The sequence below is a fragment of the Streptomyces sp. AM6-12 genome, assembly GCF_044327085.1.
Lineage (GTDB): Bacteria > Actinomycetota > Actinomycetes > Streptomycetales > Streptomycetaceae > Streptomyces.
In genome coordinates this window covers 3,694,173-3,709,927 of record NZ_JBIQWN010000001.1, presented here as the reverse complement: position 1 = coordinate 3,709,927, position 15,755 = coordinate 3,694,173, and the positions used below count along the sequence as shown (strand labels likewise).

Genomic DNA, 15,755 nt, shown 5'->3' with positions numbered 1-15,755 from the left:
TCATGGCGTTGCACATTTTCGGTCGACTTTCACCCCAGGCCGCGAGCGGCCGGCGATCCTTCATCTGAGCCGGGCCCGCCCGGACGACCCCCACTCCCACTTCCCACCCCCACGACCCCGTCACCTCCCATGCTTCGATCCGCGCCACTACGCCGACGAGGCGCGGATCGACGTCCCGCACCGCCCGGCACCGGTCCCCACGAGGGGAGGGACCGGTGCCGGCGGGCAGGGGACAAGCTGAGGCGGCGACGCGGCCGGTTGAGGGGCCGTCCGGCCGGGCAGTGACGTCCTGGAACCCGAACTGCCGAACTGCCCACGGCTGGAGGACGTATGAAGGTCACCGTCGACCGCGCCGCGTGTTACGGCTCCGCGGAGTGCGCGTTCCGGGCGCCGGACGTGTTCGCCTTCGAGGACGGCTACGGCGTGGTGCTCCCCGGCAAGGAGGAGGCCGCAGGCGAACCGGGGGTCCGGGAGGCGGCGGAACGGTGTCCCTCGCAGGCGATCGTGCTCGGGGAGTAGGAGCGCGCCGGGAGCACTGGTACGGCCCTCACCGTGCCGGGTACGTCCAGCCGAGGCCGGCCAGTGCGCGGGCCCTCGCCTCCGCGACCGCCGCGCGGGCCGTGCGCTCGGCGGGGTCGGCGTGGGAGGACTGGCCGGTGGCCTGCCCCTCCCACTTGCGGTAGAGCAGCCCGGCCTCGGCCGAGAACCAGCCGCGGCTCACCGCGTCCAGTGCCAGCAGCAGCCCGGTGTCCTCGGAGGCGGGCAGCGCCATCCAGCCGCCCAGCGCGGCCAGCAGCTCCCGGCGCACACAGAGGGTCGCCGGATGGACCGGCGGCCGGAAGTCGTTCGCCTTCCAGTGCCGCAGCACGGTGCCGCGCTCCAGCGGGCCCTCGTCCGGGTCGCCGGGGAAACCCGCCGTGGAGCCGTCGGGCAGCAGGTCCAGGACCCGGCAGGTCGTCCAGCCGAGGCCCGGATCGGCCTCCAGTACGGCGAGGTCGCGGGCGAGCGCGCCCGGCGTGAGCCGGTCGTCGGCGTCCAGGACCTTCACATACGCGCCCCGCGCGTGCGCCAGCGCGATGGTGCGGGCGATCCCCGGACCACCGGGTCTGCCCTGGTGGAAGACGACCCGCGGGTCCTCGGGGACGTACGGGCGGACCTCGTCCGTCGTGCCGTCCTCCTGGATCACCCACTCCCAGCCGGCGCCGCCGGGCAGTTCCTGCGCGCACAGCGACGCCCAGGCGTCCGGCAGGAACCGGGCCGACGGGGCGTGGACGGCGGTGATGACGGTGACAACGGTGGCGCGCCGGGTCACGGCAGCACTCACCACCTCTCAAAGACCTCTCCGGGATGTCGCGGCCATCGTCTCAGGTGCCGCCCGGAGCGGTCCGGACCCCCGTGGAACGCGCGGAACCCCCGGCCGTGGGGCCGGGGGTTCTTTCGTGTCGACCGTGCGTACGCAAGTCGCCGGGTTGTCGAGACGTCGCGGTGCCGAAGGGGAGGAGGGCCGGTTCAGCAGTCCAGCGAGGTGGCGGAGCGGTGGCCCTCGGTCTCCTGGCCCGTCCGTTCCGTCTCCTGCGCCTCGCGGTTCTTCTGTGCCTCGTGCTCGTCCGGTGTCAGCTGACTGTCGTCGAGGGGGCGGTGCCGGCAGCTGGGGGACTTGCCGTGGGCCTCGGCCCTGATCCGCTGCTTCATCGTGGGGGGCAGGGCCTTGGTCGCGGACCAGGACCCATGGCGTGGTGCCGGGATCGCCGGGACCGTGCGGGGCGCGGTCTCGGAGCGCGGGCTCTCGGTGTGCGGCGCGGCGGTCGCCGTGGCGGTGGCGGCGCTCATGAATCCGAGCGTCGTGCACAGTGCGAGAAAGGCGGTGACGATGGCAGTCCACAGCTTCATGACCTTGTTCCGGTCCATGGCCCCTCACTTTCGGGTTGGGCGATTTGCGTACTTTCCTCATGATGTGTATGTGGACCGTGAAGTGGTGGACCGACGCCCGTGGCGCGGCGTTGTTCTGATGAACACCACTCGGATGGCCGTAAGAAGGTCGGAAAACCCCTAAATCCCGGTCAGTACGCGCGAAGAGGCAGCAAAGTGACCGTCCGTCCAGGCGCGCTCACCCTCCGGTTCGCGGGGGCGCCCGACCTGGGCTATTGCGCTGGCCGGGGCCGGAGTTGGGGCCGGACGCAGGTCACCGATCGATATCGGCCGGTGTGTATAGTCGGGCGCCAGAGGTCCCCTACGTCAAGGAAAGACGAGGTCGCGCGGTGAAGAAGCTGCTCCTGGTCGCACTGGCCGCCATCGGCGGACTCCTCGTGTACCGCCAGATTCAGGCGGATCGCGCCGAGCAGGACCTGTGGACGGAGGCGACTGACTCCGTGCCCACGGGTTCGTGAGTCCGATTCCAGATTTCAGCAGGCCCCGGTCGCACCAAGCGGCCGGGGTCTTTGCGTGGGGTTGCGGCCTTTTGTGAGGTGCGGTAGGCGTGGCCGCACCGGGCGGGCGCCGGGCGATGCCTTTCGGACGGCTGCGTCCATCGCCCTGATGGTGCTGTGGCCGGCGGGGCAGGATGGGCCGCGAGGACAGGACGTCACGGGGGGTGGGCGCGTGCGGGGGCGCAGGGACACGGCGGGGCGTTACCGGCTGACGGCGAGGCGGCGGGGGCGCCCGGCCGCCGTGCTGCTGGCCGTGGGGCTGTGCGGTACGGGCCTGGTCCCGGCCGGCGCCGCGTCCGCCGCCACCGGCCCCGGCACCTACGCCTTCGCCCCCGGCGCCCGGCCCGTCCAGGGCACGGCCTCCGCCGGCGGTGCCCCGCGCCTCGACCCCGGCCGCGTCTACCGCGGCTCCCTGCCCGCGCACGGCCGGCTCACCTACCGCCTCGACCTCGCCGACGCCACGGCCACGGCGTACGTACCCGTCACCGCCGTACCGCCTGCGGGCGCCGATGTCAGCTCCACCGACGGCATCCGGGTCACCGTCCGGGACGCGCACGGCACGGCCTGCTCCTTCGCCACGGCCCGTTTCGGCGCCGGGCTCAGTCCGCGTCCGGTCACCGCCCTCGGCAGACGCGAGGCGGGCCGGGCGCTGTGCCAGGGCGCGGGGACGTACTCCGTGCTGGTCGAACGCCTCGACAGCGGGGGCACATCCGCGCCCTGGGACCTGGAGCTGGCCCCCGCGACGGAACCCCGGCTCGCCTCCCCCGGACCCACCGACCCGCCCCGGATCCGGGATTCCGCCTCGCCCGAGCCGGTCACCGGCGAGGCCCGCGAGCGCTCCGGCGGGGCGGGCTTCGCGGCGGCCCGGCCGCTGGGGCAGGGGGTCTGGCGGACCACCCTCGTGCCCGGTCAGACCCTGTTCTACAGGGTGCCGCTCGACTGGGGCCGCCGGCTCTCGGCCGCCGCCGAACTGGGCGGCGCGGCGGGGCACGGGTACGTCGGTGGCGCCTTGGACCTCTCCCTGTACGACCCCGTGCGCGGCCTGGCCGACGACGTCTCCCTCGGCTACACCGGCGTCCGCAAGCCGGTCGCCCTCGCCCCGCTGCCGCCGGTCGAGTACGCCAACCGCTACGCCGCCCCCGCCGCCGTCAGCGCCCTGCGCTTCGCCGGGGACTACTACCTGGTGCTGCACCTCAGCGACCAGGTGACCGCGGCGTTCGGGCAGGGGCCGTACGACGTGACGCTGCGGGTCCGGGTCGACGGCCGGGCGCACGCCGGTCCCGGCTACGCCGGGCGTCCGGAGCCGGCCGGCGTCTTCACGCCGACGGCGTGGGACGAGGGCGCGCCGCCGGTCGGCGGGAAGGGCGATGACGGCGCCGGGGGCGGTGGCTCGCCGGGGATGAAGGCCGTCGCGGCCGGCGGGATCGGGCTGGGGACCGCGCTGCTGCTGGTGCTCGGCGGGTGGACGCTGGCGGCCCGGCGGGCTCAGACGCGGCTCAGCGCCCAGAAGCCCACGGCGTAACAGGCCAGCGCCAGCAGCAGGATCGGGACGACGGCCCTGGCCGGGGGGCCGGTCCTGCGCCGGGCACGGCGGCCGTGCGGGACCGGGGGCCGCGGGGTGGCGGGCGGGGGAGCCGGGGGGACCGGCGGCGCCTGGGTGGCCGGGGGCGTGTAGGCGGCGGTGACGCTGTCGCCGGGACGCACGGGGTGCGGGGGCCAGGAGCCGTGGCCGGGCGTGGGGGCGATGGCGGGCAGCGGGGGTGTGGTGGGCGGGGGCGGAGTGGGATCGGCGAGCGGGGGCGGCGGGAGGCGGAAGCTTCCGGTGTCCGAGAGGGAGCCGCCGGGGCCGGAGGGAGTGGCCGGGGAGGGGGTGGCCGGGGGCGGGCTGGTGTCCGGGAAGGGGGTGGTGGCGGGGCCGGGGGCCGGGGACTTCCTCAGGGGGCCGTGCGGGCCGAAACCCGGCGGTAAGGGCGGGAGTTGGTCGAAGATCTCGATCGGCTCGTCGTCCAGGGCCGGCTCCGGCAGGAGTTCGATGACGCCGGCGAGCGACTTGCGGGCCCCCGTGGCGGAGCGGTACCGCGCCTGCGGATCGGGCTGGAGCAGCGTGGCGACGACCTCCCACAGCGGTCCGGGGATGCCCTTCGGCGGGCCCGGCGTGCCGTGCTCCGTGAAGTACCGGACGAGTTCCCCGGCGTCGGGCCTCGCGCCCTCCAGGAGATACAGGGCGACGAGGCCCACGGCGAACAGGTCGGCGGTGAAGTCCGGTTCGGCACCAGCCAGTTGTTCCGGAGCGAGGTAACCGGGCGTCCCCACCACGAGGTTGGTGTCGGTCAGGCGCGGCTCGCCGAACCGCATGGCGATGCCGAAGTCCCCGAGCCGCAGCCGGGGCCGCGCGGTACCGGTCGCCTCCAGCAGGATGTTGGCGGGCTTGATGTCCCGGTGCACCACACCCTCGGCGTGCACGGCGGCGAGCCCGGACAGCAACTGGTCGAGCAGCACGCACACGAAGGCCGGCGGCAGGGGGCCGTAGTCGTTGACGAGGCGGACGAGGGAGCCGCCCGCGACCAGGTCCATGGTGAACAGCACCTGGTCGTCGTCGGCGGCCCAGCTGGCCGGGGCGAGGACATGGGGGTGGTCGATCCGCAGGGCCTGCTCACGCACGAAGCGCAGGAGGGAGTGGGCGTCGCGCTGCTGGAGCACCTTGGCGGCCACATAGCGCCGCCGCCGGTGGTCCCACACCCGCCACACGTCGCCCGCGCCGCCGCGCCCGATCGGGTCGGCCAGTTCGTACCGGCCGTTGAACACCTCGCCCATGACTGCCGCAGCTCCTCCCCCTCGGGCCCGCCCCGCCCGGCTCCCCCCGGTGCCGGGCAAGCTTTTCAGTTCTGGTGCGACTGGTAGTGCGCGACCGCGTCGGAGGTGCGGCCGGCGCCGTAGACCCGCAGGAACTCGGCGAGTTCGGGCTGGGTCGGGGCGAGCGCATCGGCGGCCTCGATGATGTCGCTCGCGGCGGCCACCGAGCGCAGCAGCGACTGGATCTCGCGGACGACCCGCTTGACGGTGGGCGCGCCCGAACCGTTCGTCGACTGCGCGGTGTTGCTCAGCACCGAGCCCCCCTGGGACTTCTTGATCTCGTCCATCCGCTCGGTCGCCTCGGCCGCGCTGACACTGCCGTCCGCCACCTGCGCCGCCAGCTCCTGGAGCAGCTGCACGCGCTGGACCACCGCGGGGTTGCCGATCTTGGCCCGCTGGCCGCTCATCAGCTGGGAGAGCATGGGAGCGGACAGCCCCAGCACCGCCGCGAGCCGGGCCTGGTTGAGCCCGAGATCGTCGATCAGCTTACGGAAGAGCGCCCCCAGCGGCTCCCCGTACCAGTTCCGCTGGAGCTCTCTCGCTCTTGCGGTGGCTTCCTGCTGTGCGGCGTCCATTGCGTCTCCCCATCGCTTCCCCTGAATACCGCGGTTCGCTGTAGCGAACCACGGTTGAGCATCTTACGGAGCGTGGTCATGCGCGGGGACCCCCAATCTTTTTGCGGGATACGGGGGGTGACCCGGTACTCTGGTCCCCGGCACCCGGCCGGGACACCCCCACCGGAGGCCACCCCCATCCTCGGGGCCTTAGCTCAGTTGGTAGAGCGCCGTCTTTGCATGGCGGATGTCAGGGGTTCGACTCCCCTAGGCTCCACTTTTCAAGGGCCCTCTGACCTGCGGAAACGCCGGTCGGAGGGTCTTTTTGGTGCTGCGGGACCATCGTCTAGATCACCTGCCTCACCGCCCGCACTCCGACCGGCCAATCGCCCGGCCCGAACGTCGTCACCGGTCACAGAACGAGGCCGGGGCGCCGGGGCGGCGGGTGGGCGTTGCTCTGTTCGACAAGGCCTTGACAAGCCCGGTGGTTTCGGGCCATCGTCAAGAACCTGCCACTAGTCGAGGAGTCGGAGCGTTGGATCCCCGCAGGGCCGCAGTCGGCTCGCTGACCTTCCTGGTGCGCAGGGCCTGGCTGAACATGAGGTCGGCGATCGCCGGGGAGCTGACGGCGTTCGGTCTGTCGACCTCGCAGTACGCCACCCTGCTGATGGCCGAGGTGCGGCCCGGGATGTCGGCGGCGGACATTGCCCGGGAGGTGGCGAGCTCCCGGCAGGCCGCCAACGAGATGCTTGTCGGGCTCGAGCAGGAGGGGCTGATCGAGCGGCGGGCGAATCCGTCCGACCGGCGCAGCCATCAGATCTTCGTCACCGAGTCCGGACGGACACGCCTGGCCGATGCGCGCAAGGCCGTCGACCGCTGCGAAGACGAATTGGAAGCCGCGTTCACGCCAGAGCAGCGAGCCGCGATCCGTGAGTGGCTTGAAAGCATCGCTGCGGCCGGCCGCTGAACCCCTGTCAGCCCCCGATTATCTGCACGAAATTGGCATAGATCACACTTGAGTGAAGTTGTAGGCCGGTATAGTTTGAGGGAGCAAGTTCAGGGGTCAAACTCATGGGGGAATCTTGCTGGCGCCTTCAGACGCGCATCAGGTGGCTCGTGCGGAAATACTTTCGGGAGTCGAACAGAGCAGGCTCATCGAGCAATTCGATACTGCGGACGAGATGCGGATATCCGCTCTGCAATCCGTCATGCGGGCCCGTCACGACGTGATGATATCGGCACTGAAATCGGAATGGTATTCCAGGGAACGGCGCCGGACGGTCCAGAAAATAGTGGGTGACGCGGCACGGCGCAAAGTCGCCGTGCGCGAGCTCTATCGTTGCGACGACCTCCCCAGCTGGTGCACTCCGGACTACCTGCTGTCCGCCGCGGAGTGCGGCATCCGGGTCCGGGTCACCGACACCAAGCTGCAGGAACTCGTGATCGTGGACTCCCAGGTCGCCTTCATGCGCACCCAGGTGGGTCTCTCTCGGGAGCAGTGTCTGGCGATCTGGGCGCCGCCGGTGATCAAGAACCTCCAGTCGTTGATCTCAGCCGTCTGGAATGGCGCCAGCGAGCCGGTGAGCTATTTGCGCTGCCCCCGATCCGAGTTCGACGAGGCGGATCTGCAGATCGTCAACGAATTGGCCGGCGGGTCCAAGGACGAGGTTGCCGCCCGCCGACTCGGGATATCGCTGCGAACCTATCGGCGGCGGGTGGCCGAACTCATGAGCCGACTCGATGCGAATTCCCGGTTTCAAGCCGGCGTGCATGCACTGCGGGACGGTCTGCTGAGGCGTGGTGACCGCGACGAGGAATTGTCGTACCGGTATTCGGCCTGACGCCTGCCCTCCACCCTCGGGCGACCGGGGGGAGGCAGGTTTTTCTTTTTCTGTTTATTCAGCGTTCTCTTTCGGGAGGAATCCCGGACGATTGCGGGCGGGCACGGTCAGGCGCGCTGCCACCAGGTGGGCGGCACCTTGAGGGCACCGCCGGGCGCTGCCGGACGCAGGAACTGACGGGTCTGCCGACCGACGGCGAGCAGGGTGCCGTCCGCGTTCCACAGGCTGCTGGACTCTACTGTCCACCTGTCGCTCGACTGGTCCGTGCCGACCCGGACCAGCGCCCAGTCGCTGCTCTTGGCGAACGACAGGCCGTCGGTGAAGTGCACCGAGTACTCGGCGGTCGGTACCGCGACCAACTCGGAGGCCGCCGCATATACCGCTGGAGGCATCGCGTCGAGCAGGACCAGCGCCGCCGCGGTAATCGGCAGGTCGGGGTCCTGCAATCGCAGCCAGGCGGTCATCTCGGGGTGCGTGCCCCCGCCGAACGGCCGTTCTTCGCCCGCCATCCTGGTCTCGAAGTGGGCGGCGTACGGGAACATCTCGGCCGGAAAACCGGCGTCCGGGCAGTCCTCGGGCGACGGCACGACCGGCGCCGCAGACGCTTGCAGCGTCGGCTTGTCCCCGAGGGCGCCGAACAGTGCCGTCGCCAGTGCCACCGGCCGTTCGTGCTGCTCGAGCGTCGAGCGCACCACGGCGCTGGTCCGCGACTGGCGCACCACCTCCGACCGCACCAACAGCGGGCGGTCCGATACCGGGGCGAGGAACGAGCTGTGCAGCGCCCTGGGCGCCAGGTCCACGGTCAGTTGGTCGCCTGCGTGCCGAAGCATGAGAGTGGAGACCAGGCCGCCGAGAGCGCCTGCCCAGGTCCGCCACGACCTGTCGATGGGCGGCAGCAGTGCCTCGCTCGCCGTGGCAGTGTTCATCGTGCGTCACCTTTCCATCGGACCGGCCGTCGAAGACCGGGAGGACTGAGAAGACCGAGGGGCCGGCGCCCAAGGAGTGAGGCCGTCGGCCCGATACGACGGCCGGGAGCCGTGAGGTGGTCCCCGGCCACGGCACTTGCGGGCACTACGCCGGCGAGCCGCCTCCAGGGCGGGTGCCGTCGGGGAAGTCGTCCTCGGTGGTGCGGCCGAGCCGGCGCCCGGCCGTGTGGCCCTTGGCCTGTACCGGCTTCAGCTCGCCGGCCCGGGCGAGCCCGATGCGTCCCATGTTCGCGTAGACGGTCTCGTACTGCCCGTCCTTCACCAGGTACGTCTCGTGCCAGATGCCGACGTCCCCGGACGTGAGGACCCGCTGGTTGTATCGCCGCCAGGACGGCAGATGCGGGTCGTCGGTGTTCCGGGCGAAGGCCTCGAGATGCTCGAAGCTGCGCCAGTACTGCACGACTGTCGGCCCGACGCCGGAGATCAGCGCGAAGTAGCTGCACAGGGCGCCCTTCTCAGGGTGCTCGCGCAGGTCCTTGACCATGCCGAACATCGAGCGGAAGACCGGCCACCACTTGTGGATCCGCCAGGGGCGGTTCACATGCATGCCGATCAGGAAGACGACGAAGTCGCCCTCGATGTGCGCGGTGTGACGGCCGCGGTGGACCTGGGACATGAGTCGATGCTCCTTTCCGGGCAACGGCCGATTCAGAGGGTGAGGAGCCCCAACTCGATGGCCCGGACCACCGCGAGGGTGCGGTTCGGGCAGTTGAGCTTGGCCAGGACGATTCCGACCAGGCGCTTGACGCCATGCTCGGAGATGCTCAGCGAGCGCGCGACCTGCCGGTTGCTCAGCCCGCCGGCGATCAGCCGCAGCACCTGGAGCTCACGTGCCGTCAGCGAGATCGAGGACCGCCGTGCGGTGGAGTCGCCCTCGGCCTGCTCGGGTGCTGTCACCGACCGCCGTGCCAGAGTCTCCGACATGTGGAACCGCCCGGACGCGACGTCGGCGATCGCGTCGCGCAGTGTCTCCGGACGGAGGTCCGCCCAGTCGAGAAAGCCATGAGCGCAATCGGCCCACGACTGGTCGAGCGGGGCGGCCGAGTCGACCAGGATGAGCATACGGATACCGTGCGCGCGCAGGGTGCCGGCGGTCTCGTCGGAGATGGGACCCGCGGCATCGTCGGAGGAGACGATCAGCTGGCCGTTGGAGAATCCGGCGAGCTCACCGAAGTCCGTGCAGGCATGCGTCGTCAGCCGGGGGTCGAGGGATCGGAACATTCCCTCGACCCCGTAGCGCCGCATGTCATCCCGGATCATCAGGATGATCTCGATGCCGTCGTTGAGCGTGCGGGTCGGCACGGTGCCTCACTTCCCTGCAGCGACCGTCACACGGATGCCGATCGTTGGATTGACTTGACCTCGCAGAATTCCTCCAACCCGAAGCGGCCGAGTTCGCGGCCGTTTCCCGACTGGCGGTAGCCGCCGAACGGGGCGACCGCGTTGAAGGCCGCGCCGTTGATGTCGACCTGTCCGGTGCGAAGTTGTTTGGCGACGGCCAGCGCATGGTCGGGATCCGCGGAGAACACCGCGCCGCCCAGGCCGTACCGGGTGGCGTTCGCGATCTCCACCGCCTCGTCCTCCGAGGAGTACGGAATGATCGACAGCACCGGCCCGAAGATCTCCTCCTGCGCGATCACGTCCATCGGCTCGACCCTGCCGAACACGGTCGGTCGGACGAAGTAGCCGCGTTCGAGGCCGTCCGGCGGTGTCGGGCCGCCGGCCGCGAGCTGTGCGCCGTCGGCGATTCCGCGCTCGATGTAACTCCGCACCCGGTCGCGCTGGGCGGCGGACGCCAGCGGGCCGAGGCGGGTGTCCGGAAGGGTGGGATCGCCGACGCTGAAGGCTGCCGCTTCCGCGGCCGCTGCCTCCACCGCCTGGCTGTGGAGCGCGGCAGGGACCAGCATGCGGGACCAGGCCCAGCACATCTGGCCGTTGTTCATGAAGCAGTTCGCGACGCCGGCCCGGACGGCGGCGAGGAGATCGGCGTCCGGAAGCACCAGGTTGGCGGACTTGCCGCCCAGTTCCAGGGCGACCCGCTTGACGGTCCCCGCGGCGAGTGCCGCGACCCGCTTGCCTGCCGCCGTCGATCCGGTGAAGGACACCATGTCGACGTCGGGGTGGGTAGCGAGCGCCTCGCCGACCACGGGGCCCTCGCCGTGGACGATGTTGAGGACGCCATCGGGAAGCTGCGCCTCGCGGGTGATCTCGGCGAGGAACCGCGCGGTCAGCGGGGCGATCTCGCTCGGCTTCAGCACCACCGTGTTCCCGGCCAGTAGCGCCGGTACGACCTTGGCGACGGCCTGGTGCAGCGGGAAGTTCCACGGGGTGATCGCCGCGACGACCCCGACCGGCTCGCGGATCACGGTGGAGTGCCCGATCTGCTCGGTCCAGGCGAACTCCTCCGCGACGCCGGCCATCGCGGCCGAGGTGGCGGCCGGCAGGCTCGCCTGTACCCGTTGCGAGAACCACGTCGGTATACCGACCTCCGCGGTGATCGTCGCGGCGATTTCGCCGTGCTGGGCCGCCAGCCCCTTCGCGACGGCCCGTACTGCGGCTACGCGGTCCTCAAGCGGGACGGCAGACCAGTGGCCGAAGGCCTTCGCGGCGGCCGCGACCGCGAGCTCCGCGTCCGCTGTGGTGCCCGCCGGCACGGCCGCCAGGCGCTCCTCGGTCGTCGGGTCGACCACGTCGATCCACCGGGTGTGCCCGGTGGTCCAGGCACCGTCGATCCAGTGTGTCTGTGCGGGTATGGACGTCATCAGCCGCAGCCGCCCGCAGTGTCCCGCTCGAACGCGCCCACCATGTCGACCAGTTCGGCCGGAATACCTTCCATCGGATCGTCGTCGATGTCGACGACGACCGGTATCGGGCGCCGTAGGCCGGTCACGCTCTCCGCCTCCGGTGTCCGGTCGGCGTTCAGCTGCGTCGTCATGCCGCCTTGCCCTTCTGCTGCCACTGCCGGAAGCCCGCGATGAAGTCGTCGAGACGGTCCAGGCCCCAGTACCGCTGCGGGCCGATCTTGAAGTACGGCGCGCCGAACACGTCGTCCAGGTAGGCCGCCTCCTGCGCGGCCATGCCCTCCTCGCGCAGCTCCGGGTCCTCGGGCGCGGCGCTCAGCGCCTCACCGTCGAGCCCGGCCGCGTCGGCGATCTTGCGCACTGTCTCCCGGTCGCAGATGTTCTCACCGCGAGCCCAACGGGCCTCGACCAGCGCCCAGTACAGAGTGTTCTGGTCGCCGGTCCGCTTGGCGGCGAGCCACGCGTGGTGGGGCAGTACCCACCACGGCTCGCGGTCGACCGGCCAGGCCATGTCGAAGCCGAACCGCGCGGACAGCCGCTTGACGTCCTGGAGGATGTAGAGGTGCTTGGCCTTGCTCATGTCCGCGTAGTGCAGCTCGATCCCCCTCTCCGCCATCGACTTCCAGGTCTGCTCGTCCGGATAGAAGTACGGGATCCACTGCATCGCCTCGAGCGCGTCCGGGCAGCGCTCGGCCAGCAGCCTGCTCGCCATCCAGCTGTAGGGGCTGTGCAGGGAGAAGTAGAACTTCGGTGGATAGCGGTGCCTCACAGGTGCACTCCTTCCAGTGCGGGCCGCCGCCCGGCCTCCAGGACGGAGGACAGGCGGCGAAGCAGGAACTCCGAGACGAGTTCGGACACCCGTTGGGGCTGCTCGATGTGACAGAAGTGAGTCAGCTCGTCCTCGAGCCGGATCTCCGCGGTCGGCATGTCGCGGCTCAGGGCCTCGGCGCGCGGACCGCTGATGCCTGGGTCGGACGAGCCGCCGACCACGAGGGTCGGCACGGTGCTCGACGAGAGGTCGATTCCGGACGAGGAGATGAAGATGTCGAACAGGCTGAGAAAGCCCTCCGGACCGATGCGGTCGAGGGCCTTCTCGGCCATCAGGCCGACGATCTCCGGTTCAAGCCGCTCGGCGCGCTCACCGAGACGCGCCCGCAGCCCGGCCGCCATCACGGTCCTGAAGTCGGCGAGCGAGCGGTCGAACATGGCCCAGTCCACCGGGGCGGAGGCCAGACGATAGAACGGGGACAGCAACACCAAGGCGTCGACCCGCCGCGGCGTGCCCGACGCGAGCCAGTGCAGCACGGCGTTCGCGCCCATGGAATGGGCGACGAGCACCGAGATCGGCTGGGGTATCAGTGCCAGGGCGTTCTCAACCCACTGCGCGGCCGTCCCGCCCGCGCGCCACTCGTAGCCGCCGCCTGCCCGCCACGGCAGGTCGATCGCGTAGCAGTGGAACCGGTCGCCGAGCTCGTCCGCCATCGGCTTCCAGCTCTGCCAGTCGTCCTCCAGGCCGTGCAGCATGACCATCGTCGGACGATGGGCCGGGCTGTGCGCTGTCAGTGGCACGCCGTCGACTATCGAGCGGGCGGTAGGTTCCCAGGCGCTACGCGCTCGTCGCACGGCTCCACCCTCGGACCACGGCTACGCCGACCATCCCCTCGGAGGTGAGTGACGTGACCAGGGAAACCGCGCCGTCGCGCTCGGGGTTCCTGCGGTGCTCCGCGAGCAGCGCGGCCAACTGCAGGCCGCCGGCCGCAGAGTACGTCTCTCCGACCAGTTCCTTGACCGGCAGGAGGTTCGGGGTGTCAGTGCCCAGCGCCGCGGTGATGGCCACCAGTTCGACTCGGTCGCGCTTCGGCGAACCGGAGAGCGACGGCGCGACGGCCCAGACGTCGCTCGCCTCGACACCGGCGGCTTCGAGCGCCCGGATGATGCACTCCGTCATGCCGACGGCCGGGTCGTCCTTGCTGCCAGGCTCTCCGTAGAGACCGCACTCGACCGCCAGAATCTCCGCGTCGAGGCCGCGGCCGGCCGTCCGCACGGTCTCAGCGTCCTCGAGCACGAAGAAGGCACCGCCCTCGCCGAGGTCGACGCGATCCTCCCCGGCGCCACGCGCCTGGTGCGACGCCCAGGCCCGGGTCGGAGAGAACTCCTCGACCGCACCGGCCACCGCGGCGTTCACATAGCCGCTGCGCACCTTGTTGCGGGCGTACCGCAACGCAGTCAGGAAGGCCATCTGACCGCCGGACACCGTGGCGTTGACGCCCTTGAGGTTGTGCCAGATCGCCGTGGCGCTCGCCGCGCCGTTCATCACCGCGTAGGGGAAAAGCAGCGGGTTGACGAGATACGGCTTCTCACTGGTGTACATCTCGTGGATGAAGTCCGACATCGCCTGGGGCCCACCGCTGCTCAGCCCGAGCACGAGCCCGATGCCGCCGTCGGCCTTCTCGCTCTTCGCGTCCTTCGCGTCACGGGCCAGTCCGGCGTCCTCGAGGGCGAGCTTGCAGGTGACCACGGACAGCGCCGTCGAGCGGTCGAAGAAGCTGGTTCCCTTCCGGCCCAGATGTGCCTTGACGTCGAAGTCGGGGATGGCGCAGGCAGTCTGGGACGGGAGCTTCTGCTCGAACATCTCCGTCACGTCCTTGCGGCCGCTGCGGCGCTCGCCCCATGCCTGGGAGAACTCCTCCGCCCCGGTGCCGATGGCGGAGAGCACCCCCCATCCGGTCACGGCCATGGCGCTCACTCGTACCTCCCGAAGATCGTGATGGCGTTGTTGCCGCCGAAGGCGAACCCGTTGTTCTGCACGATCCGCACGTCGGCTTCCCGCGAGACGTTGGGCACCACGTCGATCCCCTCGAAGTTCGGGTCGATCGTGTTGAGGTTGATGGTCGGGGGGACGAAACCGTCCCGGATCGCCAGGCAGCACGCGATCGCCCCGAAACCACTTGCCGCGCCCATGGAGTGACCGAGCATCGACTTGATCGAGCTCATCGGCGGGAGCTGGTCGCCGAAGACCTCACGCATGGCGGCGACCTCGGCGGAGTCGTTCGACGGTGTACCGGTGCCGTGTGCGCAGACGTAGTCGATCTCGTCCTTCTTCACCCCGGCGTTCTCGTGGGCCCGGCGAGTGCACTCGGCGATCGACGTGGCCAGCGGCGAAACCATGTGGTTGGCATCGCAGTTCAGCCCGTAACCGAGCACCTCGGCGTAGATCCTGGCGCCTCGGGCGAGTGCCGAGTCCAGCGACTCGAGCAGCAGGGCGGAACTGCCCTCACCGATGAGGATGCCCTTGCGGTTCGCGTCGAACGGCGTGCACACGTCCTTCGCGAGTGCGCCGAGCCGGTAAAAACCGGCCACGGCGAACGCGCACATGGCCTCCGAGCCACCGGCGATCATGTAGTCGGAGTCGCCGCCCGCGATCATGTCGTAGGCATAACCGATCGCGTAGTTGCTCGCCGAGCACGCGGTTGCGAGCGTCACCGCCTCGCCGTCGATGCCGAGTTCGCGGTTGGCTGCGACGGCGAGTCGGTAGGCGGGGATCTTCGGCACAAGGTCACCGAATTCGGCGGCAGGGCCCTTGGCCAGCCACCTTTCGTAGGCGTCCTCATGGAGGCGGGTCTCGCCTCCGGTCGTGCCGAAGACCGATCCCGCCCGACCACGCCGCAGTTCGGCGCGGTCGAGTCCGGCGTCGTCGGCCGCGAGCCGCGCCACGGCCGCTGCGGCGAGGCTGGCCGGCCCCCAGGCATCCGGGTCGATGTTCGTGACGTAATCCGAGGGGTGAACGTCGCCCAGTTCGTTCGCGATGTTGTGCGGGAATCCGGAGGCGTCGAAACTGCGGATGGGCCCGCTGTTGATTGCGCCGGCGCGCAGGCCGGCTGCGAATGCGTCCGGACCGACACCGATGGTTGACAGAGGTCCGAGGCCGGTGATCACCACTCGGCGGGTCATGTCAGAGGTTCCCGTCGGAGTACTCGATCACGGTGTTGTACACGGCCCGCAGATTCACCATGTCGGCGAGGATCTCCTGCGGCAGCGAGACCTTGTACTTCTTCTCGATGCGGGCCAGGATCTCGATCGCCCGGAGCGAGTCGGCCTCGTGCTCCTCGATGAACAGGCTGGTCTCGGTTATGTTCTCGGGCTCCTCCTCGAGAACCTCCGCGATCATCTCGCGCAGTTCGTCCATCAGCTGCTGGTTGATTGCGGTCGTCATTGCGTCACCACTTCCTGGGTTGTTTGTTCGCTGCTGGATACGCTGTAGAATCGCCGAGCCGACGAACAGGTGTCGACTCCA

The 15,755-nt window shown here is 70.4% G+C and carries 19 protein-coding genes and 1 tRNA gene; 6 read left to right on the top strand and 14 right to left on the bottom strand.

Going from position 1 to position 15,755, the window contains the following annotated elements; genetic code table 11:
- Positions 1–330: 330 nt before the first annotated feature.
- On the top strand, positions 331–519 hold the full coding sequence (locus tag ACE4Q9_RS16750; protein WP_397985037.1) for a ferredoxin: 189 nt from the start codon (positions 331–333) through the stop codon (positions 517–519).
- 28 nt (positions 520–547) lie between these two features.
- Here ACE4Q9_RS16750 and ACE4Q9_RS16745 read toward each other — a convergent pair whose 3' ends face one another.
- Together ACE4Q9_RS16745 and ACE4Q9_RS16740 are read right to left on the bottom strand one after the other, a co-directional pair.
- A complete protein-coding gene (locus ACE4Q9_RS16745; RefSeq protein WP_397985036.1) occupies positions 548–1,324 on the bottom strand; it encodes a glycosyltransferase family 2 protein in 777 nt (258 codons plus the stop codon).
- Between the two features lie 185 nt (positions 1,325–1,509).
- Positions 1,510–1,908 (bottom strand): DUF6344 domain-containing protein, encoded by a 399-nt coding sequence (locus ACE4Q9_RS16740; protein ID WP_397985035.1) that lies wholly within the window; start codon positions 1,906–1,908, stop codon positions 1,510–1,512.
- A 350-nt stretch (positions 1,909–2,258) separates the two neighbouring features.
- On the opposite strand from ACE4Q9_RS16740, the gene ACE4Q9_RS16735 reads away from it, so the two are divergent.
- Together ACE4Q9_RS16735 and ACE4Q9_RS16730 are read left to right on the top strand one after the other, a co-directional pair.
- Positions 2,259–2,387 carry a DLW-39 family protein gene (locus ACE4Q9_RS16735; protein WP_003999697.1) on the top strand — a complete coding sequence of 43 codons (129 nt, stop codon included), beginning with the start codon at positions 2,259–2,261 and terminating at the stop codon, positions 2,385–2,387.
- A gap of 211 nt (positions 2,388–2,598) precedes the next feature.
- Positions 2,599–3,948, top strand: a complete 1,350-nt coding sequence (locus ACE4Q9_RS16730; RefSeq protein ID WP_397985034.1) for a hypothetical protein — start codon at positions 2,599–2,601, stop codon at positions 3,946–3,948.
- Here the strand turns inward: ACE4Q9_RS16730 and ACE4Q9_RS16725 are convergent.
- Together ACE4Q9_RS16725 and ACE4Q9_RS16720 are read right to left on the bottom strand one after the other, a co-directional pair.
- Entirely contained in the window at positions 3,912–5,240 is a 1,329-nt protein-coding gene (locus tag ACE4Q9_RS16725) for a serine/threonine-protein kinase (protein ID WP_397985033.1), read from the bottom strand. The two genes, ACE4Q9_RS16730 and ACE4Q9_RS16725, sit on opposite strands and share 37 nt — an antisense overlap.
- A gap of 65 nt (positions 5,241–5,305) precedes the next feature.
- Entirely contained in the window at positions 5,306–5,854 is a 549-nt protein-coding gene (locus tag ACE4Q9_RS16720; protein ID WP_397985032.1) for a helix-turn-helix domain-containing protein, read from the bottom strand.
- 183 nt (positions 5,855–6,037) lie between these two features.
- Between ACE4Q9_RS16720 and ACE4Q9_RS16715 the strand changes: the two genes are divergently transcribed.
- From ACE4Q9_RS16715 to ACE4Q9_RS16705, 3 genes are all read left to right on the top strand, one after another.
- A tRNA-Ala gene (locus ACE4Q9_RS16715) sits at positions 6,038–6,110 on the top strand.
- A 258-nt stretch (positions 6,111–6,368) separates the two neighbouring features.
- Entirely contained in the window at positions 6,369–6,800 is a 432-nt protein-coding gene (locus tag ACE4Q9_RS16710; protein WP_397985031.1) for a MarR family winged helix-turn-helix transcriptional regulator, read from the top strand.
- A 115-nt stretch (positions 6,801–6,915) separates the two neighbouring features.
- On the top strand, positions 6,916–7,674 hold the full coding sequence (locus ACE4Q9_RS16705) for a hypothetical protein (RefSeq protein WP_397985030.1): 759 nt from the start codon (positions 6,916–6,918) through the stop codon (positions 7,672–7,674).
- A gap of 107 nt (positions 7,675–7,781) precedes the next feature.
- Here the strand turns inward: ACE4Q9_RS16705 and ACE4Q9_RS16700 are convergent, their stop codons facing one another.
- From ACE4Q9_RS16700 to ACE4Q9_RS16655, 10 genes are all read right to left on the bottom strand, one after another.
- Complete coding sequence (locus ACE4Q9_RS16700) at positions 7,782–8,600, bottom strand: acyl-CoA thioesterase (protein ID WP_397985029.1); 819 nt, start codon at positions 8,598–8,600, stop codon at positions 7,782–7,784.
- Positions 8,601–8,745: 145 nt separating this feature from the next.
- Positions 8,746–9,276, bottom strand: a complete 531-nt coding sequence (locus tag ACE4Q9_RS16695; protein ID WP_397985028.1) for a DUF4188 domain-containing protein — start codon at positions 9,274–9,276, stop codon at positions 8,746–8,748.
- A gap of 32 nt (positions 9,277–9,308) precedes the next feature.
- On the bottom strand, positions 9,309–9,962 hold the full coding sequence (locus tag ACE4Q9_RS16690; protein ID WP_397985027.1) for a response regulator transcription factor: 654 nt from the start codon (positions 9,960–9,962) through the stop codon (positions 9,309–9,311).
- Between the two features lie 26 nt (positions 9,963–9,988).
- A complete protein-coding gene (locus tag ACE4Q9_RS16685) occupies positions 9,989–11,422 on the bottom strand; it encodes an aldehyde dehydrogenase family protein (RefSeq protein ID WP_397985026.1) in 1,434 nt (477 codons plus the stop codon).
- Positions 11,422–11,595: a hypothetical protein gene (locus tag ACE4Q9_RS16680; RefSeq protein ID WP_397985025.1), complete on the bottom strand. Its 174-nt coding sequence runs from the start codon at positions 11,593–11,595 to the stop codon at positions 11,422–11,424. The genes ACE4Q9_RS16685 and ACE4Q9_RS16680 overlap by 1 nt, the downstream gene beginning before the upstream one ends.
- Positions 11,592–12,230, bottom strand: coding sequence for a 2-hydroxychromene-2-carboxylate isomerase (locus ACE4Q9_RS16675; RefSeq protein ID WP_397985024.1), 639 nt, complete (start codon positions 12,228–12,230; stop codon positions 11,592–11,594). The genes ACE4Q9_RS16680 and ACE4Q9_RS16675 overlap by 4 nt, the downstream gene beginning before the upstream one ends.
- Entirely contained in the window at positions 12,227–12,991 is a 765-nt protein-coding gene (locus ACE4Q9_RS16670) for an alpha/beta fold hydrolase (RefSeq protein WP_397985023.1), read from the bottom strand. Before ACE4Q9_RS16670 ends, ACE4Q9_RS16675 begins: the two co-directional genes overlap by 4 nt.
- Before the next feature lie 76 nt (positions 12,992–13,067).
- Positions 13,068–14,198, bottom strand: coding sequence for a beta-ketoacyl synthase N-terminal-like domain-containing protein (locus ACE4Q9_RS16665; protein ID WP_397987241.1), 1,131 nt, complete (start codon positions 14,196–14,198; stop codon positions 13,068–13,070).
- Positions 14,199–14,203: 5 nt separating this feature from the next.
- Positions 14,204–15,412 (bottom strand): beta-ketoacyl-[acyl-carrier-protein] synthase family protein, encoded by a 1,209-nt coding sequence (locus tag ACE4Q9_RS16660; RefSeq protein ID WP_397985022.1) that lies wholly within the window; start codon positions 15,410–15,412, stop codon positions 14,204–14,206.
- Position 15,413: 1 nt separating this feature from the next.
- Complete coding sequence (locus ACE4Q9_RS16655; protein WP_397985021.1) at positions 15,414–15,674, bottom strand: acyl carrier protein; 261 nt, start codon at positions 15,672–15,674, stop codon at positions 15,414–15,416.
- Between the last annotated feature and the right edge of the window lie 81 nt (positions 15,675–15,755).

What these genes read in the sequence shown, in the direction of transcription:
- ACE4Q9_RS16660 (WP_397985022.1), bottom strand. Translation starts at nt 15,412, where the DNA reads ATGACCCGCCGAGTGGTGATCACCGGCCTCGGACCTCTGTCAACCATC.
- ACE4Q9_RS16695 (WP_397985028.1), bottom strand. Translation starts at nt 9,276, where the DNA reads ATGTCCCAGGTCCACCGCGGCCGTCACACCGCGCACATCGAGGGCGAC.
- ACE4Q9_RS16655 (WP_397985021.1), bottom strand. Translation starts at nt 15,674, where the DNA reads ATGACGACCGCAATCAACCAGCAGCTGATGGACGAACTGCGCGAGATG.
- ACE4Q9_RS16685 (WP_397985026.1), bottom strand. Translation starts at nt 11,422, where the DNA reads ATGACGTCCATACCCGCACAGACACACTGGATCGACGGTGCCTGGACC.
- ACE4Q9_RS16720 (WP_397985032.1), bottom strand. Translation starts at nt 5,854, where the DNA reads ATGGACGCCGCACAGCAGGAAGCCACCGCAAGAGCGAGAGAGCTCCAG.
- ACE4Q9_RS16680 (WP_397985025.1), bottom strand. Translation starts at nt 11,595, where the DNA reads ATGACGACGCAGCTGAACGCCGACCGGACACCGGAGGCGGAGAGCGTG.
- ACE4Q9_RS16750 (WP_397985037.1), top strand. Translation starts at nt 331, where the DNA reads ATGAAGGTCACCGTCGACCGCGCCGCGTGTTACGGCTCCGCGGAGTGC.
- ACE4Q9_RS16670 (WP_397985023.1), bottom strand. Translation starts at nt 12,991, where the DNA reads ATGGTCATGCTGCACGGCCTGGAGGACGACTGGCAGAGCTGGAAGCCG.
- ACE4Q9_RS16665 (WP_397987241.1), bottom strand. Translation starts at nt 14,198, where the DNA reads ATGGCCGTGACCGGATGGGGGGTGCTCTCCGCCATCGGCACCGGGGCG.
- ACE4Q9_RS16725 (WP_397985033.1), bottom strand. Translation starts at nt 5,240, where the DNA reads ATGGGCGAGGTGTTCAACGGCCGGTACGAACTGGCCGACCCGATCGGG.
- ACE4Q9_RS16740 (WP_397985035.1), bottom strand. Translation starts at nt 1,908, where the DNA reads ATGGACCGGAACAAGGTCATGAAGCTGTGGACTGCCATCGTCACCGCC.
- ACE4Q9_RS16700 (WP_397985029.1), bottom strand. Translation starts at nt 8,600, where the DNA reads ATGAACACTGCCACGGCGAGCGAGGCACTGCTGCCGCCCATCGACAGG.